19 protein-coding genes and 1 riboswitch are annotated in these 23,722 nt (G+C 50.0%); of the genes, 15 read left to right on the forward strand and 4 right to left on the reverse strand.

Translation table 11 applies throughout. The features are described 5' to 3' along the window. The first annotated feature begins 327 nt into the window (after positions 1–327). The 5 genes from E6C74_RS07690 (at position 328) to codA (ending at position 5,213) form a co-directional block, all read left to right on the forward strand. The gene (locus tag E6C74_RS07690; protein WP_136484121.1) at positions 328–837 is read left to right on the forward strand and encodes a GNAT family N-acetyltransferase; all 510 of its coding nucleotides are present in this window, start codon (positions 328–330) and stop codon (positions 835–837) included. Between the two features lie 125 nt (positions 838–962). Then, entirely contained in the window at positions 963–1,130 is a 168-nt protein-coding gene (locus tag E6C74_RS21065) for an entericidin EcnAB (protein ID WP_206208391.1), read from the forward strand. A gap of 369 nt (positions 1,131–1,499) precedes the next feature. Continuing rightward, the gene (gene codB, locus E6C74_RS07700; protein WP_136484122.1) at positions 1,500–2,759 is read left to right on the forward strand and encodes a cytosine permease; all 1,260 of its coding nucleotides are present in this window, start codon (positions 1,500–1,502) and stop codon (positions 2,757–2,759) included. A 1-nt stretch (position 2,760) separates the two neighbouring features. After that, the gene (locus tag E6C74_RS07705; protein ID WP_136484123.1) at positions 2,761–3,954 is read left to right on the forward strand and encodes a PucR family transcriptional regulator; all 1,194 of its coding nucleotides are present in this window, start codon (positions 2,761–2,763) and stop codon (positions 3,952–3,954) included. Between the two features lie 11 nt (positions 3,955–3,965). Continuing rightward, entirely contained in the window at positions 3,966–5,213 is a 1,248-nt protein-coding gene (gene codA / locus E6C74_RS07710; protein ID WP_136484124.1) for a cytosine deaminase, read from the forward strand. Positions 5,214–5,265: 52 nt separating this feature from the next. Here codA and E6C74_RS07715 read toward each other — a convergent pair whose 3' ends face one another. Further along, positions 5,266–6,852 (reverse strand): glycoside hydrolase family 68 protein, encoded by a 1,587-nt coding sequence (locus E6C74_RS07715; RefSeq protein ID WP_136484125.1) that lies wholly within the window; start codon positions 6,850–6,852, stop codon positions 5,266–5,268. A 180-nt stretch (positions 6,853–7,032) separates the two neighbouring features. Continuing rightward, positions 7,033–7,118, reverse strand: a riboswitch (cyclic di-GMP riboswitch). Between the two features lie 938 nt (positions 7,119–8,056). Here E6C74_RS07715 and E6C74_RS07720 point away from each other — a divergent pair. From E6C74_RS07720 to E6C74_RS07735, 4 genes are all read left to right on the forward strand, one after another. Continuing rightward, on the forward strand, positions 8,057–10,402 hold the full coding sequence (locus E6C74_RS07720) for a YgiQ family radical SAM protein (protein ID WP_136484126.1): 2,346 nt from the start codon (positions 8,057–8,059) through the stop codon (positions 10,400–10,402). Positions 10,403–10,849: 447 nt separating this feature from the next. Next, positions 10,850–12,244 carry an MFS transporter gene (locus tag E6C74_RS07725; RefSeq protein WP_136484127.1) on the forward strand — a complete coding sequence of 465 codons (1,395 nt, stop codon included), beginning with the start codon at positions 10,850–10,852 and terminating at the stop codon, positions 12,242–12,244. 10 nt (positions 12,245–12,254) lie between these two features. Beyond that, positions 12,255–13,193: a glycoside hydrolase family 43 protein gene (locus E6C74_RS07730; protein ID WP_136484128.1), complete on the forward strand. Its 939-nt coding sequence runs from the start codon at positions 12,255–12,257 to the stop codon at positions 13,191–13,193. A 73-nt stretch (positions 13,194–13,266) separates the two neighbouring features. Next, positions 13,267–13,836 (forward strand): sugar O-acetyltransferase, encoded by a 570-nt coding sequence (locus E6C74_RS07735; protein WP_168796982.1) that lies wholly within the window; start codon positions 13,267–13,269, stop codon positions 13,834–13,836. A 130-nt stretch (positions 13,837–13,966) separates the two neighbouring features. On the opposite strand, the gene serC is transcribed toward E6C74_RS07735, so the two are convergent. Both serC and E6C74_RS07745 read right to left on the reverse strand, forming a co-directional pair. Continuing rightward, entirely contained in the window at positions 13,967–15,061 is a 1,095-nt protein-coding gene (gene serC, locus E6C74_RS07740; RefSeq protein WP_168796983.1) for a 3-phosphoserine/phosphohydroxythreonine transaminase, read from the reverse strand. A 122-nt stretch (positions 15,062–15,183) separates the two neighbouring features. Next, on the reverse strand, positions 15,184–16,452 hold the full coding sequence (locus E6C74_RS07745) for a DUF945 family protein (protein ID WP_136484130.1): 1,269 nt from the start codon (positions 16,450–16,452) through the stop codon (positions 15,184–15,186). Positions 16,453–16,669: 217 nt separating this feature from the next. On the opposite strand from E6C74_RS07745, the gene E6C74_RS07750 reads away from it, so the two are divergent. From E6C74_RS07750 to E6C74_RS07760, 3 genes are all read left to right on the forward strand, one after another. Then, positions 16,670–18,589, forward strand: a complete 1,920-nt coding sequence (locus E6C74_RS07750; protein WP_136484131.1) for an ATP-binding protein — start codon at positions 16,670–16,672, stop codon at positions 18,587–18,589. 128 nt (positions 18,590–18,717) lie between these two features. Next, a complete protein-coding gene (locus tag E6C74_RS07755; RefSeq protein WP_136484132.1) occupies positions 18,718–19,215 on the forward strand; it encodes a response regulator in 498 nt (165 codons plus the stop codon). A 257-nt stretch (positions 19,216–19,472) separates the two neighbouring features. Further along, positions 19,473–20,021: a hypothetical protein gene (locus tag E6C74_RS07760; protein WP_136484133.1), complete on the forward strand. Its 549-nt coding sequence runs from the start codon at positions 19,473–19,475 to the stop codon at positions 20,019–20,021. Between the two features lie 99 nt (positions 20,022–20,120). Here E6C74_RS07760 and E6C74_RS07765 read toward each other — a convergent pair whose 3' ends face one another. Then, on the reverse strand, positions 20,121–20,705 hold the full coding sequence (locus E6C74_RS07765) for a TfoX/Sxy family DNA transformation protein (protein ID WP_136484134.1): 585 nt from the start codon (positions 20,703–20,705) through the stop codon (positions 20,121–20,123). A 363-nt stretch (positions 20,706–21,068) separates the two neighbouring features. On the opposite strand from E6C74_RS07765, the gene E6C74_RS07770 reads away from it, so the two are divergent. From E6C74_RS07770 to E6C74_RS07780, 3 genes are all read left to right on the forward strand, one after another. Then, positions 21,069–21,989, forward strand: a complete 921-nt coding sequence (locus E6C74_RS07770) for an HDOD domain-containing protein (protein ID WP_136484135.1) — start codon at positions 21,069–21,071, stop codon at positions 21,987–21,989. A 20-nt stretch (positions 21,990–22,009) separates the two neighbouring features. After that, positions 22,010–22,915 (forward strand): lysine exporter LysO family protein, encoded by a 906-nt coding sequence (locus tag E6C74_RS07775; RefSeq protein ID WP_136484136.1) that lies wholly within the window; start codon positions 22,010–22,012, stop codon positions 22,913–22,915. A 160-nt stretch (positions 22,916–23,075) separates the two neighbouring features. Continuing rightward, positions 23,076–23,588 (forward strand): hypothetical protein, encoded by a 513-nt coding sequence (locus tag E6C74_RS07780; protein WP_136484137.1) that lies wholly within the window; start codon positions 23,076–23,078, stop codon positions 23,586–23,588. Positions 23,589–23,722: the final 134 nt, after the last annotated feature.

A 23,722-nucleotide genomic window follows, 5' to 3' on the forward strand; every position in this document is an offset into this window, starting at 1 on the left:
TGCCTTTATTCTGAAATTAAAAACAACATTGTATACAAATTTAGATTGGTGATATTTAAATTTGCAAATGAAGCAATAAGCCCGTATTTATATCGAAATTCTCTATGCAACTCCCAGCCGGGTTCAAATGGGAAAACCGGACCCTATCTGTACGCACAGCAGACACCGTTAGCGCACGATATCTTCATTGCATCACACCTTTATTGCGTAACAAACGGTTAAATCAAACAATGACTACCCTGCATTATCTATTTGGTTTAATGTATAACGCCTTTTCACGCAGTTCGCTCTGCTCTGATAGCTGAGTAAAAAAGACCCCAACCCAGTATGAATATCGTCAGCGTTGATAGTAGTAACCAGTATATTTATCTTAATTTAGCCCAGGCTTACGAAGCAGAATTTTCGCAGATCATGCAAAAGAAACCGGATGAGCACGGACGTTTCGGCCTCGACACCGAAATAGGCGGTGTGGTCAGCGGTTATCTGCTTTTTATCAACGGAATCCCGGCCGGTCATTGTGCGATTGCCGAAGAAACAGACGGCCATTTTGAAGTGTGTGACTTTTATGTGGTGCCCTACTTCCGTGGCCGGCAGACCGGCCAGCGTTTTATCACCAAGTTGTTCGAAGACTTGGGGGGGCGCTGGGAAATAAAACAGGTCGCAGGAGCCGAGCACGCCATTCATTTCTGGCGTAAAGTGATCAGCCACTATACGCGTGGCCACTTTACAGAAGATGTATTCGATGACCCGAAATGGGGTATGGTTACCCGCCAGCGTTTTGATCATCAGCAGTCATTCACTGCTCACCGTGAACGATCACGCGCAGCACTGGCGTGATGCAACATCGCATTGCTTCGACATAGTTCTGACACAGTCATAGCGCAATTTGGTAATACCCGTATTACTCTTTAAGCAATTTATTGTTATTTTATCTTCCATATTGATAATTTAAGGAATAAGCCATGAAAACTGCACTGACTGCCATCACTCTGGCTCTGCTGCTAAGCGGCTGCGCAGAAACCTGGAAAGGCGTGAAACAAGACTCTTCTACTATCTGGAATGAGACCAAAGAAGCGACTCAGGCCGGGGTACAAAACACGAAAGAAGCCATTCACGAAGCCACCGAATAACCTCGCCAGCCGGTAATCCAATACCGGCTTTTTATTGTCGGTAATTGCTGATCTGACAGTCACTCAATAGTGTCTCACATCGCTCACCACTCATGGCGTCATGTTGTGCACTCGGCCTACCCAGCCACATCACCAGCTCGCACCAAAATGACTCTTTTTCACCTTGGTGGTGCAAATTCAACGCATTATGCTTCTCAGCTCAAAATATCAACCCAAGCCACAATCTCGCAATGTGTGCAAATGGTACAGTTATCCGTGCTACTAGTGTCCCTTGCGCACAGTGCAAACCGAAGTGGGGACTGCTTACGGGTTTTGGCACAAATGTTGTTTTGAATCGGGAGTTAAACATCAATTCAAGGAATGAATGTTATGAATACGACAAGTGATTATCCGTTAAGTGCTGTACCCGCCGACCAGCGTAAGGGAATGTGGTCAATGATGTCAGTATTGCTCGGCTTTACCTTTTTTACTTCCACTATGTGGGCCGGCGGTACACTGGGCAGCGCGTTTAGTTTTTATGAGATGTTGGCCATCATCCTGATTGGCAACGCTTTACTGGGCATCTACGCGGCGGCCCTGGCTTATATTGCCTGCAAGACTGGTCTCAATACCGTGTTACTCGGACGCTACAGCTTCGGCTTGAATGGCAGTAAGCTGTCCGATTTTGTGCTCGGCTTCACCCAGATAGGCTGGTATGCATGGGGCACAGCAACGATCGCTTTAATTCTGGTCAAGCTGCTCGAGCTGCCAGAATCCTGGACCGTACCGTTGATGGTTGTGTTTGGTTTTGGCTTTTGTATCAGTGCTTCCATCGGCTACAAAGCGCTCGAGCTGCTATCAAAAATTTCTGTACCGGCGATGCTGTTTTTCATTGGCCTGAGTTTTTACAAAGGTTTGATCGATGTCGGCGGCATCGGTGAACTCATCAGCAAGCAACCAAGCGACAGCATGCCGGTAGCCGCAGCCATTACTCTGGTGTTTGGCACTTTTGTCAGCGGCGGCACTCAGGCCACCAACTGGAGCCGTTTTGCCAAAAACGGCAAGGTCGCCGTGCTCACGACCCTGGCCGCTTTCTTTGTCGGTAACGGCCTGATGGTGTTTGTCGGCGCATTCGGCGCATCGATTTATCAGCAGTCGGACATTGTCGATGTTCTGGTGTCACAAGGCTTTATGCTGGCTGCAGTATTGATGCTGTTTACCAATATCTGGACCACTCAGGACAACACTATTTATAACTTTGCGGCGGCAGGCTGTAACATTCTGCGCACCGACAAACGTCGCCTCATCACCTGGATTGGCGCCGCTATCGGTACCGCTATGGCGATCATGGGGATGTATAATATGCTGATCCCTTTCCTGATCCTGCTCGGTACCTTTATCCCGCCGATTGGCGCCATCATCATGACCGATTTCTGGGTCAAATACCGTACGCAAATGCCGGATTTAGCCACCGCTAACCTGCCACAATACAATTGGTCAGGTCTTTTGGCTTACGCTATCGGCTCCGGCTGCGCTTATTTCTCGCCTTGGGTCGCACCGCTGGTCGGCATTCTGGTCTCCGCCGCAAGCTATACCCTTTTGTTGTCGCTGTCGGGAGCTAAACAACGCGCGATGCAGAGTGCACAGTAAGATGGTCACCATTGAGTCATTAGCGTGTATTCCCGGTCTGGAGCCTTTGCAGCTCCGGGCCGGGCAACAAGGCCGGCACAATATCATCCGCTGGCCCTACGTCGCAGAAAATGCAGATATCAAAGACTGGATCGAAGGCGGCGAGCTTATCTTCGTGACCGGTTTAAACTGGAACTGGCAAGCCAATGATTTTATCCAGCTGATTACGACTGCAAAAGCGAGAAATGCCAGCGGTCTGGTACTGCTGACTCACTCTCCTTATTTGGATGAGATACCACACAACGTTTTGGCATTCGCCGACCAGTGCGGCTTTCCCGTGATTGAGCAGCCATGGGCACTGCCCATGGTCAAAGTCACCGAACTGCTGTCGAATGCGATCATCATGACCGATCTGCAACACAAGTCGACCCGCTGGCTGATTCAACACCTGCTGGAATCGGCCGTGCCATCAGACATGACGTTGCTCAAAGCCAGCGAGCACGGCATAGAGGTTCACAGAATCTGGTCTGTAGCGGTCATTAACCCGGCTTCGAATCAGACCAGCGATCTGATACGCAGCCAGCATTTAATCAGCCAGTTCCTGGCTGATTTTAGCGGCGCTCTCCCCGTACTCGAATATCACCAGGGCTGGCTGGCGTGTCTGCCACTTACCTCCAACAGCCCCGACACTCTTACGGTGTGGCAACAACTGGCACAGTATCTTGCCCGTCAGGGGATTGATTGCCATATTGGCCTGAGCGAAGCCAGAACGCTGCGCAGCCTGCGTCAGGCGGTGTTACAAGCGCGGCAAAGTGCCGATTTCAGTGCCGCCCATCAGGGGTATCCGGTAGTCCACTATAACAGCCTTGGCATCGCGCAAATTTTCAGTCGCCTTGAGGACCCGCAATTTCTGGCTGACTTTTGCAAGCAACACTTGGGCGGACTGTATGGCGATCAAGACAAACAGAATCAGTTACTCAAACACACGCTAAGCTGCTATCTCGACCACCTGGGATCGCTGCGCCAAACCGCCGCTCACCTCAATATTCATCGTAATACGCTCAGCAACCGGCTAAGTAAGATAGAGCAACTAACCGATCTGAGCCTCAACAATGCCCAGCAAAGGTTGAGTATCCAATCCGCACTGATCGCAGAACGTCTGCTGTTGTCATCGGTAACCAATACGCAGCCATCGGCTGACAAATTGCACTTTTGAAGGAAGGAACCATGATTATTATTAACGCCAGCCTGAGAGGCAAACAAGGACTGTACAGCTTAGAATGTGAACAGGGCCAGTTTACCGCTATCACACCGCAATCAGGCATGATCAGTGACGCCCGGGCTGAGATTGATGCGGCAGGTAACCTACTGTGCGCCCCTTTCGTTGAACCTCATATTCACCTGGACGCAGTACTGACCGCCGGGCAACCCAACTGGAACATGAGCGGAACGCTGTTTGAAGGCATTGAGCGCTGGGCGGAACGTAAGCCGATGCTGAGCCGGGAAGATGTGCAGTCGCGGGTACTGAAAACCATTGAACTGCTGCTGGAAAATGGCATTCAGCATATTCGTACGCACGTCGATGTGACGGACCCTGATTTAGTGGCTCTGAAGGCCATTAACGAATTACGCCCGCAGCTGGCGCCTTTTATTGATTTGCAAATCGTGGCCTTTCCGCAGGAGGGAATCCTGTCCTACCCTAACGGCACCGAGTTGATGAAAAAAGCCCTTGAACACGGTGCGGATGTTATCGGTGGTATTCCCCATTTTGAATTCACGCGCGAATATGGCGTGCAGTCGGTGGAATGGTTAATGGATCTGGCGCAAAAACACGACAAACTGGTTGATGTGCATTGTGATGAAATCGATGATGAAGCATCACGTTTCCTCGAAGTGTTGGCAACCGTGGCACTGGAAAAAAATATGGGCGAACGGGTCACCGCCAGTCACACCACGGCCATGCACTCTTACAACAACGCATACTGCTCTAAGCTATTCCGCCTGCTCAAGAAATCAAAGATTAACTTTATTTCCTGTCCGACAGAAAGCATCCACTTACAAGGTCGCTTTGATACCTATCCGAAACGACGCGGCATCACACGGGTAAAAGAAATTCGCGCGGCCGGTATGAACATCTGTTTTGGCGAAGATTCCATTCAGGATCCCTGGTATCCGGTCGGAAACGGTAAGCTGCTACGTGTACTCGATTCCGGGCTGCATTCCTGCCATATGATGGGCTATGAAGACCTGGCAACCGCGCTGGATTTAATCACCGATAACGGCGCCAAAGCGCTGCATATCTCAGATCGCTACGGTATTGAGGTGGGTAAACCGGCCAACTTTATTGTCCTGCAAGGCAGCAATGATGTAGAAGTGATTCAGAAACAGGGTGAGGTGCTGTATTCGGTGCGTTACGGTGAGATCCTGATTGCCCGCCAACCGGCCCTCCTGACTCATCGCGTGGCACTGACCTGATAAAAAGCCTTGCGGTGCACTCTCCGCAAGGCTTGATTCAGAACGCTGCTAATTATTTGCCGTGGCGGCCATGAATACCACTCGGATTGACGTCGCGATTGGCCGGAATATCGGCCCAACCGCCCAGACCATCTCCATACAGGCCGTAGGTATAATCCACTTCTGAACTGTCACCGTCGATCAGTATTTTTACCGTTGGTGCCAAGGTACCGCCGCGGCGGAAGTTTTCTTTAAAGCCCACCGTATCAATAAACGACTGCACCAACCCATCAGGCATCACATAGTGAGAATAAGACTGAAAATGTCCAGCTGGCTGGTTGTAGTCCGGATCGTAAGGGGTGCCCGGATAGAAGTTCAGGTTGGTCGGATTACCCAACACCAGGCCAGAGCCCTGGTTCATGGGTTGATAATCACTGCGGATACCGTTGCCGACAAAGCCATATACTCCTTCCGGTCCCGTAATGCCATTGGCAAAAGTGGTACTGTGGCTGATAGTAAACAGATAATATTTACCATCTTTTTGCACGATTTGCGGACGCTCAGTCTGGTCGGTCACACAGTTGGCGGACAGGATCGGCGGCAGGAATTCCCATTCCGTCAGATCATCGTTCGTCGCGCGTGCCAGTCCTATGTTACCAATCTGATAAGTGGCACCGGAGGCATTCACCTCGCGCGGCGTTTCGGCGTACGGGTCACCAATCTGATACCCCAGGTCTTCCTCAGTACACTTCGCTTCACCACGTTTCATCGCTGAATTACCTTCAAACACCATAAATGTCTCACCTGGATGTGCCGGATCAGTGAAGGTAAACGGATCACGGAAGTTAAAGTAGGGGTTCTGTTCAGCGGTCTGGTAATATGTACCGTCTGCTTCCAGCAGCGTAGTCACCTTTTTGAAACCGGTGAACTTCACTCCGTTTTTGTTCGCATGGATTTTACCGACACTCAGGGCAATACGCGGATCGTAGGGTTTGATATCGTTCCCATTTTCATCTCGATAAAAGGCCACGTCGGTGAAAAACAGTTTTACCTCACCGCCGCGGAAAATACGCGCCGAGCCGGACCATTGTGTTTGATGACTGAAAGACTGATCCTCAAAAATTTGCCCGGTCACCCCTTCATCAAAGATCTGTCCACCATAGGTCCAGCCGCCGTTTGCCGGACGATCTTCATCCGGAATGCCCGCCGGACGGTAAAAATAGCCAATGCGGGCGTAGACGTGACGATCATCAAAACCCAAGCTACGATCAGCCACCAGTGAAAAGATCACCTCCTGGCCATTGATACTATATTGGTTACCATCCTCATCCGTTAACGGCCATGAATCCCACACCCAAACCTGCTCATTGGACATATCCGGAAAATCGAGCGGAATAGGTGGCATGGTGTACTCTTCTGGCATGGAGTTTTCACGTGATAATGCCAAAGGATCAGACATCCGCTTAATCTGGCGAGCATCAGCACGAGTCCACTTAGCGGTAAAATCGCTATCTGGTGCATAAGCTTGCTGAGTGTGTGCTGTGGGCTCAGGACCAGGTTGAAGCTGCGCTGCTAAAGCGGATTGGCCGGCTCCAGCAAGCAGTAACCCCAGCATAATATGTGACACCGGCATGACCGGTTTTCGACTGTTTGTACTCATTATTTACCTCTGCTTGTTTAACATTGTTATCTGTTTTCTTTCCAGAGATAGTGACCACAACTTGGTTTATCTTTTCATCTAAATATCTTTCGAGAACGTTCCCAATTTTTGGCAACAAGTTACCTATCTCGGGTAGCCCCTTCGTATAGGTTCGAAACAAATAGAAATCGTAGATACACAACTGGCGGTCCCGCTATCTTAGGAAAATATCCGTTAGACCGGAGACTTTGCGTCACCTCCTTTCGAAGGCTTTGCCTTTACAATCGTCGACAGCTCAAAGAAGAGAGCGTATTGACTGGACTCAGACAGCGCGTGCTGACTAAGTAACGGGAGCATATCCGGAGAATGTTACAAAACAAGCCGCCATAACTAAAACTTACCCAAGCCTGACCGTGAGCCAACATAACAAGCAAGAAGGTAACTTTTTGATTTGGTGGTCAAACCTGATTAAGTAAGTTGTGGTACCGGTCTCAAGGCCACCAGTTGCATCCGATTCATAGCGCCGTATCACAACCAGGGTATTTGGCGAACAAATGACCTTAACATGACACAAAGTAAATAATTACCCACTTTGAAGTTGCACAAGTACGCAAACGACTTCGGACTCCAAACGATCAGCGAACCATACGATGGATGAACTTCTACGAGACACTGGCCCCCGCAGCCCATGGTCCAGCCAATCGAATGAGTGACCGAACCATGATACTCAGTCCGGCCTTCCGCCTGCGTTTGCTCTATGTTGCGCTGCCGTTTTACTGGCATATATCCGGCACACTTGCTGTTGATATGCGCCAGAATGAATATGAACTGTTGTGTTTATTAACAACAGAAACAGAGCGACTTCGCTGAGAACGTGATACACTCCAGCGCTATTTTGTCTGGCGTCTTTTTTCACCTGCTATTATTGCAAGATTGAGGAAAGAAGATTTCCATTCAGACCGGTTTGAGCACAGGTTGAACAAGCCTGCTCTAAGCCAGCCAACAGAGCTGACAGCGGATGTCTTCGGCTCTCAACACGCGCAATGTATGCGGCCAGGAGTGGTCGTCAGTGACTGTTTCAGACCATTCGGGTTACAAACAGATCGGCGCGGAAAGAATTTCGGGCGTTGAGTGTGCGACCACACAACACAGGCACAAAGCCATATTACAACCATGGTCATGCAGCCGCTCAGCCCTTAGCGTAAAGTGAGCACGTTTTAAACATATGAATACACCAAAGATTAACGAATACAAAAAGTACTGGGCCGAATGTTTTGGCACAGCGCCTTTCCTTCCCACCTCACGTCAAGAGATGGATGCTCTGGGTTGGGACAGTTGTGACATCATCATCGTGACCGGTGATGCGTATGTTGATCACCCAAGTTTTGGTATGGCGATCATTGGCCGTTTGCTGGAATCCCAGGGCTTTCGGGTTGGTATCATTACTCAGCCGGAATGGCAGAACAAAGAGGCCTTCACCAGTCTGGGTAAACCGAACCTGTTCTTCGGTATCACTGCCGGCAACATGGACTCGATGATCAACCGCTACACCTCAGATAAAAAGCTGCGTCATGACGATGCCTATACTCCGAATAATGAGGGGGGCAAACGTCCGGACCGCGCCACTCTGGTGTATTCACAGCGTTGTCGTGAAGCCTATAAAGATGTGCCTATTGTACTGGGCGGCATCGAAGCCAGCCTGCGTCGTGTCGCGCATTACGACTACTGGTCAGATAAGATCCGTCGTTCAGTGCTGTTTGATGCCAAAGCCGACATCCTGCTGTTTGGTAACGCCGAGCGAGCGCTGGTCGAAGTCGCCCATCGTCTGGCGAATGGCGAAAATATTGCTGACATGACCAATGTGCGCGGCACCGCCGTGAACCTGCCGGCTGCACCGGAAGGTTACACCGTGATCGACTCATCACGGATTGATAAGCCAAGCAAACCGTTTGTGCCGACCAACCCGTACGAAGTTGAAACCCAGTGCGAAACCAATAAGAAAGAAGAAGTCGAAGCCAAGCCGATTACCATTCGTCCGTCGCGCCACGATGCTAAAACCACCGCGGTGCGTCTGCCATCGTACGAAAAACTGCAAAACGACCGTATTCTGTACGCGCACGCCAGCCGTGTTCTGCATCTGGAAACCAACCCGTATTCCGGCCGCGCCCTGCTGCAGAGCCATGGCAACCGTGAACTGTGGGTTAACCAGGCACCTATCCCGCTGACGACAGAAGAGATGGACTTTGTGTTTGGCCTGCCTTACGCACGGGTTCCGCACCCGATGTATGGCAAAGCAAAAATTCCGGCTTACGATATGATCAAGACCTCAGTCAACATCATGCGTGGCTGTTTTGGTGGCTGCTCTTTCTGTTCGATTACCGAGCACGAAGGACGAATCATCCAGAACCGTTCGCAAGAGTCGATCATTAACGAAGTCAAAGAGATTCGTGACAAAGTACCGGGCTTTACCGGCACCATTTCCGACTTGGGTGGTCCAACGGCTAACATGTACCGTCTGGGCTGTTCTGATCCAAAAGCGGAGGCAAACTGTCGCCGTCCGTCGTGTGTGTTCCCGGGTATCTGTCATAAACTCAATACCGACCACAAACACACCATCGACCTGTACCGTGAAGCACGTAAAGTTGAAGGTGTGAAGAAGATCTTGATCGCGTCCGGGGTACGGTATGACCTGGCAATCGAATCACCAGAATACGTTAAAGAGCTGGTGACGCACCACGTCGGTGGTTATCTAAAGATTGCGCCGGAGCATACTGAAAAATCACCGCTTGATCTGATGATGAAACCGGGCATGGGTACTTATGACCGCTTTAAAGAGATGTTCGAGAAGTTCAGTGCCGAAGCGGGTAAGAAACAGTACCTGATCCCTTACTTCATTTCTGCTCACCCGGGCACCAAAGATGAAGATATGCTCAACCTGGCATTGTGGCTGAAACAGAACAACTTTGAGTGTGACCAGGTACAGAACTTCTACCCGTCACCGATGTGTAACGCAACCGCGATGTATCACTCAGAAGTGAACCCGCTGAAACGAGTGAAGTACAAGAAACGTGAAGACATTACGGTACCGAAAGGTGAGCGTCAGCGTCGCCTGCATAAAGCTCTGCTGCGTTACCACGACCCGCTCAACTGGCCTTTGATCCGTGAAGCACTGATCGACATGGGTAAAAAACACCTGATCGGTGACAAACCAAGTTGTCTGGTACCGGCCGAAGACAGTGACCGCAGCACGCCGGCTCAACGCCGTAAATCAGGCCGCCACGGTGCCAACCGCTTTGCCACCAAGCATACCAAGTCACAGCCAGGCTTCGATGCACTGCGCGGCGACCAACCCAAAGGTCAACGCAAAGGCGGAAAGGCCGCAGGACAGGGGCAGCAAGGCGGCCCAGGCAAACAAGATGGTTCAAATAAGCAAGGTGGAGCCGGTAAACAAGGTGGCCGTAACCAGGCACCAAATGGTAAAACAAGCGGCAACCGCGGTCAGGGTAACAACCCAACCCGTGCCCGTGGTAAAGACCAGTCTCAGGGACGCAGCGGGCAGCGTGCTAACTGATACCGGTACCCCTGGTTAACCCAAACTACCGCCAACGGTGGTAGTTTGGGGATGTAATCGAAAGCCGCCGCCCTGGCGGCTTTATTATTGTCTTTCACTCCCCCGTGAGAAGTTTATTCACGCCTTCTCTCTACCTAATAAAACGTTATTTCATCTGGCGTTTTTAAGACTCTTTGTCTTTATTTCCCTGCTGTAACTACAGACGGCCAAAATAGCCATAACCGCACTTTTAATATATTAATCACTAAGAAACAAATGCTTATAAACAGTACGACTATTACTCTTTGATAGCACTTCATTGAGAAAATAGCCTGTTTAGTCATAACCAGATTAGCTAAAAATATGTACAAAAATGCTGCATACCTGGATATTTGAGACTTATAACAGTACCAGAACGCTATGCCCATTACATTATTCATCAGTTGTAAATCAACGGATGAAAATACAATGTATAAATATAAGCTGCCTGTATTAGAAAAAGTGGGATTTGGTGCCGGTGATATGGCCGTCAACGTGGTCATCTCTTCGATGATGTTGATCATCACCTTTTTCTACACCGATATCTTTGGGATCAAACCCCAGGATCTCGCCCTGCTGTTCATCGTAGTACGCCTGATTGATGCGGTCACTGATCCGTTAATGGGCATGCTGACCGATAAAATTCATACTCGCTGGGGTCGCTACCGGCCCTATCTGCTGTTTCTTTCTGTACCGTTCGGTTTATCGGTGTATCTGGCTTTCAGTACCCCGGATGCCGACTACAACAGTAAACTCATCTACGCCTACGCGACCTACATTCTGGTCACGATTATGTTTACCGCGGTGACGATTCCTTACATCTCGCTCATTAGCGTACTAACGGACGATCCAAAAGAGCGCCTGTCTGCCAACGGTTACCGGCTGTTTTTTGCCAAGATTGCCGCGTTTCTGGTCACCATTATCGTGCCGCAACTGTCCGAATTCTGGGGGCAAGACAATATCCAGCTCGGCTACCAATATGCGATGGGACTGATGGGATTGATGGGCACACTACTGTTCCTGTTCTGCTTTATGACCACCAAAGAACGGATTGAGCACAAGGTGGAGCAGCGCAGTTTCACTCAGCAGGTCAAATTGCTGGTCAGTAACGACCAATGGCTGGTGCTGTGCGCTGTGTGCGTCACTGGTACGGTGGGTTATGTGATACGCGGCTCTGTTGCCGCCTATTACGCCAAGTATTATCTGGGGGGCGATGCCGGTACGATTTCAGCCTTTCTGGCGACTGGTGTGGTAGCGGCAATTCTGGCCATGGTCGCCTCGACCTGGATCACCAAACGCTACTGTAAAATTAAGCTGTTCCGCTACAGCCAGATTGCCGTACTGTTGATCAGCGCCCTGCTCTATCTGCTGGTTGGGCGCGGCGATTTTGCCTTGGCGTTCATGCTCTATTTCCTGCTCTCATTTGTGGTGGATTTGCATGCGCCGGTATTCTGGTCGGCGATTGCCGAAGCGGTCGATTATGGCACCTACAAAACCGGCCAGCGCGTTTCCGGCCTCGCCTTTGGCGGAATTTCTTTCTGTCAGAAATTTGGTATGGGCATTGCCGGCGCCATCGTCGGCTGGCTGCTGACCACGTTCAACTATGTCCCTAACCAGGATCAATCGGACTATACCCTGACCGGCATCGCCCTGATGCTGACGGTCATTCCCGGTCTGTTCCACTTTTTGATGGGCGCGTTAATGTTCAAGTACAAAGTCACCGATCGTTTCTACCACTCGATGACCGCAACCAATATTCTCGAGCAGGATGAAAACCTCAGTACGGTTACTCCGGATAAGCCACTGAAAGGTCTCACTCATTAAGGTTCACATTATGCAAACCCTGACTAATCCAATCATTGAGCAGCGGGCCGACCCGCATATCTACCGCCACAGTGACGGTTACTATTATTTCACTGCGTCCGTGCCTGAATATGACCGGATTGAAATTCGCCGCGCGCGTTCCATTGCCGAACTCGCCACCAGCAATGAACTTATTGATGCGTGGCACAAACCGTCCAGCGGCCCTTACAGCGACCTGATCTGGGCGCCTGAACTGCATTATATTAATGACTGCTGGTATGTTTACTTCGCCGCCGCGCCGTCACGGGAGATAGTCGACGGCCTGTTCCAGCACCGCATGTACGCTATTTCAAACCGCAACGCCAACCCCATTAGCGACAACTGGGTGTTTGAAGGGCAGATTGAGACCGGAATGGATACCTTTTGCCTGGATGCAACCGCGTTTTCTCATCGCGGACACAACTACTACGTCTGGGCGCAGAAAGAGAATGGCATTGGCGGTAATTCCAATCTGTATATCGCCGAACTGGAAACACCTTTGCTACTCAAGACTCCGCCGCAGCGGTTAAGTATCCCCGAGTTTGACTGGGAACAACGTGGCTTCTGGGTCAATGAAGGCCCTTCAGTACTGCACCGCCACGGTAAGTTCTGGATGACCTATTCGGCCAGCGCGACAGATGAAAACTACTGCATGGGCCTGCTCTGGGCCGATGAAGAGAGTGACTTACTCGACCCTGCCAGCTGGCATAAGTCTACCCAGCCGGTCTTTGCCACCAACTGGCACCTCAAGGTGTATGGACCGGGTCACAACAGCTTTACTCAGGATGAGCACGGTAACGATTTATTGGTCTATCACGCCCGCGATTACACCGACATTGAGGGTGACCCGCTCTGGGATCCCAACCGCCACACCCGGGTTAAAGTGCTTGAATGGCAGGATGGTCAGCCACATTTTGGCGATGCCGTCTAAGTCATGAACATGCCCGGCAGGCCCCTGCCGGGCGGGCTAACTAGTAACAGAACCACTTCAGACAGGAGTCCTGATGAGTGCACTGCAACAAATGCGCGCCGGTGAGCGCTACTGGATTAATGATCCCGAACTGATTGAGATCCGCGATACCACACGGGATTTAGCCGCCGAATATAACCAGTTGCCCCGAAGTGCCCGTGAACAGCAACGTACGATTTTGCAGCGCCTGTTTGCAGCGATTGGCGACGATGTGCATTTCGAAAAACAGATCAATATCGATTACGGCATCAATACCACGATTGGCAGCCATGTCTTTATCAATTTCAACTTCACGCTGCTCGATTGCGCCCCGGTTACCATCGGTGACCACGTATTTATTGGCCCGAACGTGCAGGTTTATACCGCTCATCACCCGCTCGACCGTGCCAGCCGCGACCAACATATCGGCTGGGCCGAGCCGATTACTATCGGCAGCCATGTCTGGATCGGCGGCAACTGTGTGATCATGCCCGGCGTATCGATAGGTGACGGTGCGGTGATCGGCGCGGGCAGTGTCGTCACCCGCGATATTCCCGCGAATACACTGGCGTTTGGTCATCCGTGCCGGGTGCAAAAGAGCATTACACAGACTGACACGCCCTAGAGCTGCCCGCCAAACCATTCCCTCGGGTCTAAAACGGGGCAATTGCCAGGCACAAAAAAAACCCGGTGAAATCACCGGGTTTTGCATGAGAGTAACTCAGTCACAACCGAGCTGCCATTGTTCAACAAGCTTAGGCGTATTTCGCTTCAAACTCTTGCATAAAGTCTACCAGCGCCTGCACACCTTCAAGTGGCATTGCGTTGTAGATAGAGGCGCGCATACCGCCAACCGCACGGTGGCCTTTCAAAGAGGTCAAACCACGTGCTTCAGCCAGCTCCAGGAAGGTGGCGTCCAGTTCTGGTTTCGCCAGTTGGAATGGTACGTTCATCAGAGAACGGTTATCCGGGTGGATATCGTTACGGTAGAACGGAGAAGCATCAATTTGTCCGTACAGCAGCGCCGCTTTGGCACGGTTAGTCTTTTCAATCGCCGCCACACCGCCGTTCTCTTTCAGCCATTTGAACACCTGACCAGACAGGTACCAGGCGTAGGTTGGTGGCGTATTGAACATAGAATCCTGCTCCGCCAGCAGCGTGTAGTTCAGAATGCTTGGCAGCGTTTGCTGCGCAACACCCAGCAGATCGTCACGTACGATGGCAATACAGATGCCTGCCGGACCGATGTTCTTCTGTGCACCTGCGTAGATCACGCCATATTTAGAAACGTCGATCTCACGGGACAGAATCGTTGAAGACATGTCTGCCACGATTGGCTTATCAGTCACAGGCAGGTCGTTAATTTCAATACCGTCGATAGTCTCGTTCGGGCAGAAGTGAACGTATGCGGAGTCCGAATCAATGTTCCACTCGCTCGCTGGCAGAATACCGGTTTTGCCGTCTTTAACGATTTTTGCGTCGAAAACGTCCGGTGTACAGTATTTGTCCGCTTCTTTTACTGCGCTTGCAGCCCAGTATCCACCGTCGATGTAAGTCGCTTTAGTCTTGTCACCCAGCAGGTTCTGCGGCACAGCAGCAAACTGCGCGCGCGCACCACCCTGACAGAACAACACCTTGTAGTTGTCCGGGATATTCAGTAAATCGCGCAAATCCTGTTCCGCTTCCTCTGCGACCTTGATAAAAGGTTTGCTGCGGTGGCTGATTTCCATCACTGAAACACCCATGTTGTTCCAGTTAACAAATTCAGCCTGTGCTTTTTGCATTACAGCTTTGGGTAACGCTGCTGGGCCAGCACTAAAGTTAAAGACAGTGTCCGTGATCGGCTCCATGTGTTCTTTGCTCCTGCTATCGAAAATTAGTGTGATTAATACCACTTTTTTAGCTGGATAAAAAGTGAGAAAAGAGGTCTTAAGACCTCTTTTCGTTAATAAGCACAAAATTCCTTTCGCTACTAACCTTGTTGCATCATCAAAGTCATAAATAATGCCACCAGCGGGACTTTCGTGCCGTTGGAAAATTGCAGATTACCGTCTTTCACATCCGCTTTTAACTGATAACCTTTATCATCCTGAGTCGCCATTTCCATCACAACCAACTCATCTGCTCCCTGCTGTATCATCGGATATGCCGCCGCAAGTTGATTAGAAACGGACGATTCCAGATGCCCGGTGAGCGCGGACAGCACGATACCGGGATCCTGCATCACATTGTCCGTCCCTTCAGGAATAGACAAACTCCAGCTGGAAGTAAACTCGCCTTCGCCCAGAGATGCAGACAGCTTGTCCATCGTCAAACGAAAGCCTTTAGAAAATAAGGTGTCCAGATATGGCATCGCCTGTCCCATCGCTTCATGGGTCATTTCAGGATAGCTTTGGTAAATATTCGACAGTTGCTCAAACGAATCACTGTCAACATCCGCCAGAGTAAAATCAAGCTGCACATCACGCAGAATGTTGTCCTGATTGACCACCTGGCCGATATTCACCACATGCTGGCTGCTGAAACGCTGAGTAGCCTCATCTAACGTTGAAGTGAACTGGTAACTGGCTTTGTCAGCACTGAATGGCGTCGTGCCATCAATATCTGTGGTGGTCAGCGCATCCAGAGTCAGGCTCTGTTTACCGATCCAGAAACCTTTGATTTGCTTGCCCTGTCCGTCAATACGCAGATGGCTGAGCTGGGCTTTTTCCCCATTGGTAAAGTCCATATCAATCGATGGAACAGAGAGTGAATAAGTCAGCTCACCCAAGCGGGTTGCACTGCCCTCCAGCACCGCCGGAGTCAGAGAAATGGTGAACGGCGTTTCACCTTGATTCTGGTAATGCCAGTTGTCACTCTCCACTTTAAAACGGGTATTGCCGTTTAAGCTAGTCGTGCTGGTGATGGTAAGCGGTAACTCGGGATACTCAGGAAAATCCGACACCGCCGTTAAACTTATCAGCCCATGGGAGATTTCACTGTCCAGTAAAAATTGGGCCGGAATACCCTGTTCGGCCAGTTGCGCTTTCAACTGAGGATCAAGAATGGTGTAGCGGGTTTCAACATGGGAAGAAAGATAGCCGCGATCATAACTGACCAGTTCAGCCGTCACCTGTTCGTTACTGAAATGAGCAATACCATCGGTGATGACATTTTGTCCAATCTGACCGACTGCCAGTGGCCAGCACAGTACCAGGACGACCGCGCCACCCACTGCGCCCATGCGTTTTATCGTATTCATGTGTTCGGGATTCCTTATTGTTTGGCTCAGTCTACCGTAGATGCCCAAAGGACGAAACAGTAACAGCTGCCTGTCAGAAACGAGTAAGCAAAGTATGAAGTAAATCAGGGAATTGGTTGCCTTTGTGTCAGGATTTTTTGACTTCTAACCAGGCTCGCAAATTTGGTGGCTAAAGCCTGATAAAGTCATGGATAGTGATAGCCCGTGCGAGAGTCTTGTGAACCGATATGCCCTGCTCTGTTTAGACAACAATCCGCTCAGCGTGCAACACTGGCGTAACGAGCTGAGCGTGTTCGCCAGCCGCTTTGATGTGCTGAGCGCGGCTTCTTTGCAGCAAGCTCATCAGATCCTCGAGCAGGTTGAGCAACACCATCAGGTCGTAGCTCTGGTGGTGGCCAGTCATCATTCTGCTGTGGACGGTGCCGACTTTCTTATCCAGTTAGATAAGATGCCGCACACTCGTAACGCCCGCAAAATACTCATCAGCAGTGGCCTGGATATTCAGGCAATCGTTAATGCCGTCAATGAAGGCAGGCTCGATTACTGTCTGACCGAGCCACTGGCGGATAACCTGCTGCGCAAAACCGTGCAACAGGAACTCACCACCTATCTGCTCGACCACGATAGCGACAACGTGCTCACTTATAGCAGTGTGCTGGACCAGTCGCGTATTCTGCGTACTCATATCGACAATAAGATGCGCAGTTACCGCGAGGGCTTCATCAGTGATTATCATCAGATGTCAGATATGGAACTGGCCGAGCAAGTGATTGGTGCCCTGTACCAGTTTTTTGAACACAATGACGAGACTCGCGCCTGTCGTACTTACTCGGCCCAACACCTGCTGACGGAAGAAGGCAGCGAAAACCGTTTTTTATGGTTCATTACCTCAGGCGAAGTCGCGCTGTACAAAAAAGATGACCAGGGCCAGCAGCGAGAAGTCGTGCGACATCCGAAAGGCAATATTGTCGGCGGCATGTCTTTTGTCACCGGTGAACCCTCGTTTTCAACCGCCATCACACTGACGCAGACCGAAGTGATCAAACTCGACAGAAGCGTATTTGCCAAAGTAATGCACTCCGACACCCGTCTGCTGCCGTTGTTCACCAATTTACTGTTACGCCATTTTAACCGCCGGTTGCAGCGCAGTATCACCACTAAAATCACACTGCAAAAAACGCTGGAGTCGCTGGAAAGTGCCCATCAACAATTGATAGAGCGTGAAAAAATGGCCATGCTGGGCCAACTGGTGGCCGGTGTCGCCCATGAGCTGAACAACCCCGTCGCCGCCATACTGCGCGGCGCAGAAGCGCTGGCCCGTAACATTGAATCGATTGTTGAACACTCCCGCCATCTGCCCATCGACCATCACGGCGCGCAATTGTTACGCCAGGCGCTGCGGGTCAACCCGCTCTCAACGGCGGAGGTACGCGCGAAAGCGCAGGCTCTGGAGACGCGTATCCAGCACAGGTTACTGGCTAAAAAGCTGGTCACTCTCGGGCTGGATGCAGACCAGGCCATAATCACCGTGGCACAGCAGGATGCAGAGCAAGCCTTGCAACTGGTCAGCGAGCTGGAAAGTTACCACCTCGCCGGGAGCAATTTACGCTCAATTACCGTCTGCTCGCAACGGATTGCCGATATGGTCAAAAGCCTCAAGGGTTATGCCCGCCCGGACGATGAAACCTTTCATCTGGTCGATATTCATGAAGGACTGGAAGATACCCTGGTGATCTTTGAAAACCGGCTCAAAATGCACCGGGTAGAGAAAGAATACGCAGAGTTGCCCCTTGTTCGCTGTCAGCCGATCGCTTTGCAACAGATCTGGACTAATCTTATCGCCAATGCGATTGACGCCCTGCCGGAGCGCGGCACACTTCATATACGAACCAGGCTGGCCGTTAAAGAGGACAAAACCTACGTGGTGGTCAGTATTACCGATGATGGCTGTGGCATCCCAGCACCATTGCGGGACAAAATTTTTGCTCTCAATTTCACCACCAAACGCGAAGGCAATTTTGGCCTGGGGATCGGTTTATCGGTCTGTCAGCAAATCGCCCTGCAGCATCAGGGCTGGATTGAGGTCGACAGTAAGATTAACGCCTATACCTCAATGAGCTTATGGCTACCGTTATAGTTTTAACGGTGCCCTGGTGATTTTTCGGTATACGATGAGTTTGCAGCTAACACTCTGACTCAGTAAATACTACAGCCACATACCGTCACGCTGACCACGCATCAGGATTAAGTATTAAGGAGAACAACATGAATAAATACATGATTTTATGTGTTGATGATGAAAGAGAAGTGCTGGATAGCGTGGTACAGGATCTTGACTGTTTCGAGCAGGATTTTGTACTGGAAGCTGCCGAGTCGGTCAGTGAAGCAAGACAGGTTATTGACGATTATTGTCAGCAGGATATTCATCTGGCACTGATTCTGTGCGACCACATTATGCCCGAGCAAACCGGGATTCAGTTTTTGATCGAGATGAACCAGAATCCGGATACGGCCGCAACCCGCAAGGTACTGCTGACCGGTCAGGCCGGACTGGAAGATACCATTGAGGCGGTCAACCATGCCAGCCTTGATTTCTATGTTGCTAAACCCTGGCAGGGTGACCAGTTGCGCCAGATGGTCAAAGATCAACTGACCCAGTACATCATCGACCATGAAACGGATTTGATGGCTTGGGTACAAATTCTGGATGCCGAGAAGATCCTCAATGCCATGGCAGCAAAACGCACCACTTTTGGAGAGTAAGCATCCAATCTCACCAATAAACTGCAAATTTGGCTGTCGAGTCAGACAATAAACACAAAAGTTTCATATATTTGGCATTTAAATTGCTTATTTTTTACCTGAACGACAAAACAATGACATTTTTCGGTAGAGCTCGGCAACACCGTGAATTATGATGTCGACACTTTTAGAGCTTGGTTATCTTGCAAGGCATTACGTTTATATGACCTCACCGTTGACCATGGAATTAATCATAAAGAGATAGGTTTATCGTGATTATGCGTAAAACAATCATTGCATCAGCACTTCTTCTTGCTTCAGCCCATTCAATGGCTGCGGTCAATCCTAACAGCCCGGCCGTGATGAGTAACTTCAGCTACGACTACGTTGAAGCGCGCATCGGCGCGAGCCCGGTTACCTATGGTGCGGCAATCAGCACTTCTATTCACCCTAATGCTCACATTATCGGCCGTGTGGATTCTGAGTTCGAAGACGACTACGACGCAGCCGCTGGTTTCGGCTTCCACGCGCCAATCAACAACTGGGCTGACTTCACTGGTGAGATGCTGTTCCGCATTCATGATGACGAATCTCGCAGCAGCGCGGATACCGGTATGGAACTCAACCTTGGCGTACGCCAGTGGCTTGGTCCGCAACTGGAAGTGGGGGGTAAAGCCGGTTACGTTTCTATTGATGATAACGACGACTGGATTGGTTCGGTTTACGGTCGTTTCCACTCAACAGAGCTGTTTTCTATCGGCGCTGAAGCCCGCTTCAACGATGCGTACGGCGACCAACTGATGTTTACCGCTCGTTTCAAATACTAAACAGCACTCTGCGCACTGCCGACAACTGTACGTAAAGCTGGCGTCGTATATTTGTGTCAAAAAAACCGAGGCTTGCCTCGGTTTTTTTGGGTTTGAACGTCACTGCCGACAACTGTCGAGCAACTGGCGTTTACGCGGTTCCTGGAGCAGTTCCCAATGCACTCCTTCGATAGCGCCAGCAAACTTCCACAGCAGACTGACATCCAGATCATTGCCGTAAATATCGCGGACTTTATTAAAGACCTTTGGCGCTCCCAGATCAACGAAAGTCGCCACGTCCTTGATGCCCGCTTTTTTTACCATGCGCTCCAGTCTGAAATGCATATTCGGCATATCTCTTAAACGCTTCACTTCACCCTGGTTCTGGCGACAGCGCGATGCCACTGCATACTCAATCGAACGATGGATCAAATCGTCAAGGCAAGCCTTCTCAGCACGGTATAAATCCGTCACGTCATAATAATTAACTGTCGCCGTGGTCTGCTTTTTTATATGACGGAATTTTTCACATCCTAAAGCCAGAAACTCATCATCCAACACACAGCTGCCACGAATAAACAAGCGCCCTTGTGCCAATAATGCAAACATTGAGTTATGCCGGAACAATCCTGTACCACCGAACATGGAACGCTTCTCCAACGGACCAAATTGATTGAGGAATGAGATGTATCTGTTTGTACTCATTGTGGTAACACCTTCTTATTGAATGAATAAAGAGGTCACCAGACAGCAATAAATAGTATCGGCTAGCCAACCGATTAAAGTGCAAAGTCCATTTATCGAACGTTTGCTTATATTTTCCTTTATCATAATGAACTGACAAAAAATAATACCATACGAAATTCACAGCAATTTATTCTCAAGTTGGCAAAAAAGAGATATGCATCACGGCGCATTAAATCTCATACTTTTGCAGTAACTTACCGGGGAAAATGCACAACAGATCATCGAAATGCTCATAAACGGTGAATTTGTACTTGATATGAGTTGCGTATATTTGTCACCACTTTGTAGAATGGGGTTCACTAAAACGATTAATAATTAAAAATGAATCATCTATCTTTTTTTTGGCTTCCGGAAAACCGCCACAAACTCATTGAAGGGCTAGAAAGTGAGTTCGCACAGATGGTTAAAAATTCCATCAGTACCGGTAAGATCTCCTTACCACCGATTCCTGAGGTGGTAGTGAAAATTCAGAAACTGTGCACGTTAGAATCGACAGGTATATCTGACGTGGCCGACTGTCTGACCGATGACCCAGGCCTGGCGGCTATTGTGATCAGGGTTGCAAACTCTGTGGTCTTTAATCGCCGCAATATTACCTGCAACGATTTGTTCACTGCGGTATCACGCCTTGGCATTATGCGGGTTCGTGACATTGTCACAGCTCAGGCAATAGAACAGCTCAAGCACTCCATCAATCTGAGCAAAGAATGCAATGCCATGCTGGTCAACAGCGCTTCGGTATCCCGTGAATTGGGCGCAACCATGGTCATAGTGGTGCAAAGTTTTAAAGCGCTCGAGCCGGGACGTTACACCTATCTTGAGCAGGAAAAAGCACTCTTGGTTGGCCTGCTGGCGGATATCGGCCTGTTCTGCCTGGTGAATGAGTACTACCTCTATCTGGAGAGCGGCAACTATCTTGATCAGGATATCGCGCTGCAAATTTTCCAATCCAGTTGTTCTCAGACCAGTAAACAAGTGCTTAACCATTGGGGATTCGATCGTGATTTCCTTGAAGTGGCCTGTAATCAGTCGCTGATTCAGCATGAAGAAGAAGTGAGTTATCTCGATGTCGCTCGCATCGCCCACCATCTGTTGCTGTACAGAAAGCAAGACGATGCGTATGACGAGCATGAAGTCGAGATCAACGCTACTGGTGCCGAAGTACTGTTTGAACTCAGCAACCTGAGCGAACTCGATTTTAAAGACAAACTCAGTGCGGTAATCAACGCCAGCGGTTTCTGACCCCGACTTTTGAGGATTTTATGATTTCAGGGATGCTGTTTATCTTTGCCCCGCTTGTCGTGGGCTATCTGTTTAGCGTGCGCAATAAAAACTGGCTCAATAAGCTCAATCAGGTGACGTCTAACCTGGTCTATATCATGCTGTTTCTGATGGGACTGAGCTTAGCGGCTCTGGACAACCTAGGCGACAATCTGCAACTGATCATTAAGTTTGTCAGTGTCTTTTTCGTGGCTCTCGGGGCGGCTAATTTGCTCTTCCTGCCGCTGATTGATCGCTTCATGCCACTCCAGACCGACTCTTCCCACAGCCAGTTGCCTCTTTCAAGCATGGCGCTGGAATCACTTAAACTGATTGTGGTTGTCGGTGGAGGCCTGTTATTGGGCGTAGTGCTGAATCTGAACTTGCCCTGGGTCGACAATGCGATGGAATGGTGTTTATCGCTGCTACTGTTTTTTATTGGTATCCAGCTGCGCAACTGCGGCCTGACACTGGGACAAATCCTGATTAACAAGCTCGGAATGATGATTGCGGCCGTCATGATTATCACCAGTTGGCTGGGTGGCTTAGTGGCGGCATTGGTACTCGACATTCCCGTTTATAAAGCGCTGGCAATGGCGTCAGGTTTTGGCTGGTATTCGCTGGCCGGCATTCTGATGGGTGATGCATTTGGGCCGGTCTATGGCGGCGCGTCATTCCTGATCGAGTTAATGCGTGAACTGGTTTCTCTGGTGATGATCCCGATGCTGATTGGGCGTAAACCGTGCACCACTATCGGCTATGCTGGCGCCACGTCCATGGACTTCACTTTGCCGCTAATCCAGACCACCGGTGGTGTACGATGTGTGCCAGTCGCTATCGTTAGCGGCTTTATACTCAGCGTGTTAGTTCCGGTATTGATGCTTTTCTTTGTGTCACTTGCAGGCTAGATCGCAGGAATAGTGTTACTTATCTTATACAATGGGCATCTTTTACAGTAGACCATCTTACATAGCAACGGCCTACGGTGAAATGAGCAATCCAAACTGGACGTAAACCTGTAGCTCCCTAAGCGAAAGGGAGGTCGATACAAGTCAGAAAGGAACTTTTATGAAACGCTTTCTTGTCACTCTGCTGTTATCAGCCGGTTCGATGAGCGCCGCAGCAGCGGACAATTCGTGCTTTGCGCAAAAGTATGACGCCTACATTGATGCTTCCCTGACGTGGTATACCGACCTGGCTGAGATGACAACACAAAAGTATCCAGATTTAGCGGAAGTCAGCCAATGGTTCCTGCAAGGTCGTAAGCACCATTTTGAACTCAATCGCGCCGCTGTTCACTACTACCTTGAGCACGATCCGTCCAAAGTTGCCACCGGGCAACCGGTCGAAGCCTGGCTGCAGCTAGAGCAACAGGATGTCAAAGTCCTCGCTTCGCGTAGTGATGAACTGGGTCAAATCGCGAAAACGACGTTTGATGATCGCCAGGCAGAACCACATGCCAAGAACTACGAGCTGCGTTCTGCTTTTGCCGATTTACTCAGCCATCCGAAACAGATTGAATCTGCGCTCGACAAATACAATCAGGCGATAGCCAAAACTGAGCAGATCACCTGTAACTAATTTACCTGTAACTTATCCCGCATGGCTATCATGACGGGTATCCGGGCACAGTCACCAACCGAATAAACACGGGACAAGAGTCCCGTTTTCGTTTAGATTGTTGTACTTAAAATCGGAAGATGAAACTTAAAACG

It is taken from the genome of Vibrio sp. H11 (genome assembly GCF_004804295.1).
Lineage (GTDB): Bacteria > Pseudomonadota > Gammaproteobacteria > Enterobacterales > Vibrionaceae > Vibrio > Vibrio ostreae.

Excerpts from the sequence above, each read along its gene's own strand:
- codB (WP_136484122.1), top strand. The coding sequence starts at position 1,500 with ATGAATACGACAAGTGATTATCCGTTAAGTGCTGTACCCGCCGACCAG.
- E6C74_RS07765 (WP_136484134.1), bottom strand. The coding sequence starts at position 20,705 with ATGAGTACAAACAGATACATCTCATTCCTCAATCAATTTGGTCCGTTG.
- codA (WP_136484124.1), top strand. The coding sequence starts at position 3,966 with ATGATTATTATTAACGCCAGCCTGAGAGGCAAACAAGGACTGTACAGC.
- E6C74_RS07705 (WP_136484123.1), top strand. The coding sequence starts at position 2,761 with ATGGTCACCATTGAGTCATTAGCGTGTATTCCCGGTCTGGAGCCTTTG.
- E6C74_RS07715 (WP_136484125.1), bottom strand. The coding sequence starts at position 6,852 with ATGAGTACAAACAGTCGAAAACCGGTCATGCCGGTGTCACATATTATG.
- E6C74_RS07690 (WP_136484121.1), top strand. The coding sequence starts at position 328 with ATGAATATCGTCAGCGTTGATAGTAGTAACCAGTATATTTATCTTAAT.
- E6C74_RS07720 (WP_136484126.1), top strand. The coding sequence starts at position 8,057 with ATGAATACACCAAAGATTAACGAATACAAAAAGTACTGGGCCGAATGT.
- E6C74_RS07775 (WP_136484136.1), top strand. The coding sequence starts at position 22,010 with ATGATTTCAGGGATGCTGTTTATCTTTGCCCCGCTTGTCGTGGGCTAT.
- E6C74_RS07770 (WP_136484135.1), top strand. The coding sequence starts at position 21,069 with ATGAATCATCTATCTTTTTTTTGGCTTCCGGAAAACCGCCACAAACTC.
- E6C74_RS07755 (WP_136484132.1), top strand. The coding sequence starts at position 18,718 with ATGAATAAATACATGATTTTATGTGTTGATGATGAAAGAGAAGTGCTG.
- E6C74_RS07780 (WP_136484137.1), top strand. The coding sequence starts at position 23,076 with ATGAAACGCTTTCTTGTCACTCTGCTGTTATCAGCCGGTTCGATGAGC.
- E6C74_RS21065 (WP_206208391.1), top strand. The coding sequence starts at position 963 with ATGAAAACTGCACTGACTGCCATCACTCTGGCTCTGCTGCTAAGCGGC.
- serC (WP_168796983.1), bottom strand. The coding sequence starts at position 15,061 with ATGGAGCCGATCACGGACACTGTCTTTAACTTTAGTGCTGGCCCAGCA.
- E6C74_RS07730 (WP_136484128.1), top strand. The coding sequence starts at position 12,255 with ATGCAAACCCTGACTAATCCAATCATTGAGCAGCGGGCCGACCCGCAT.
- E6C74_RS07725 (WP_136484127.1), top strand. The coding sequence starts at position 10,850 with ATGTATAAATATAAGCTGCCTGTATTAGAAAAAGTGGGATTTGGTGCC.
- E6C74_RS07735 (WP_168796982.1), top strand. The coding sequence starts at position 13,267 with ATGAGTGCACTGCAACAAATGCGCGCCGGTGAGCGCTACTGGATTAAT.
- E6C74_RS07760 (WP_136484133.1), top strand. The coding sequence starts at position 19,473 with ATGCGTAAAACAATCATTGCATCAGCACTTCTTCTTGCTTCAGCCCAT.
- E6C74_RS07745 (WP_136484130.1), bottom strand. The coding sequence starts at position 16,452 with ATGAATACGATAAAACGCATGGGCGCAGTGGGTGGCGCGGTCGTCCTG.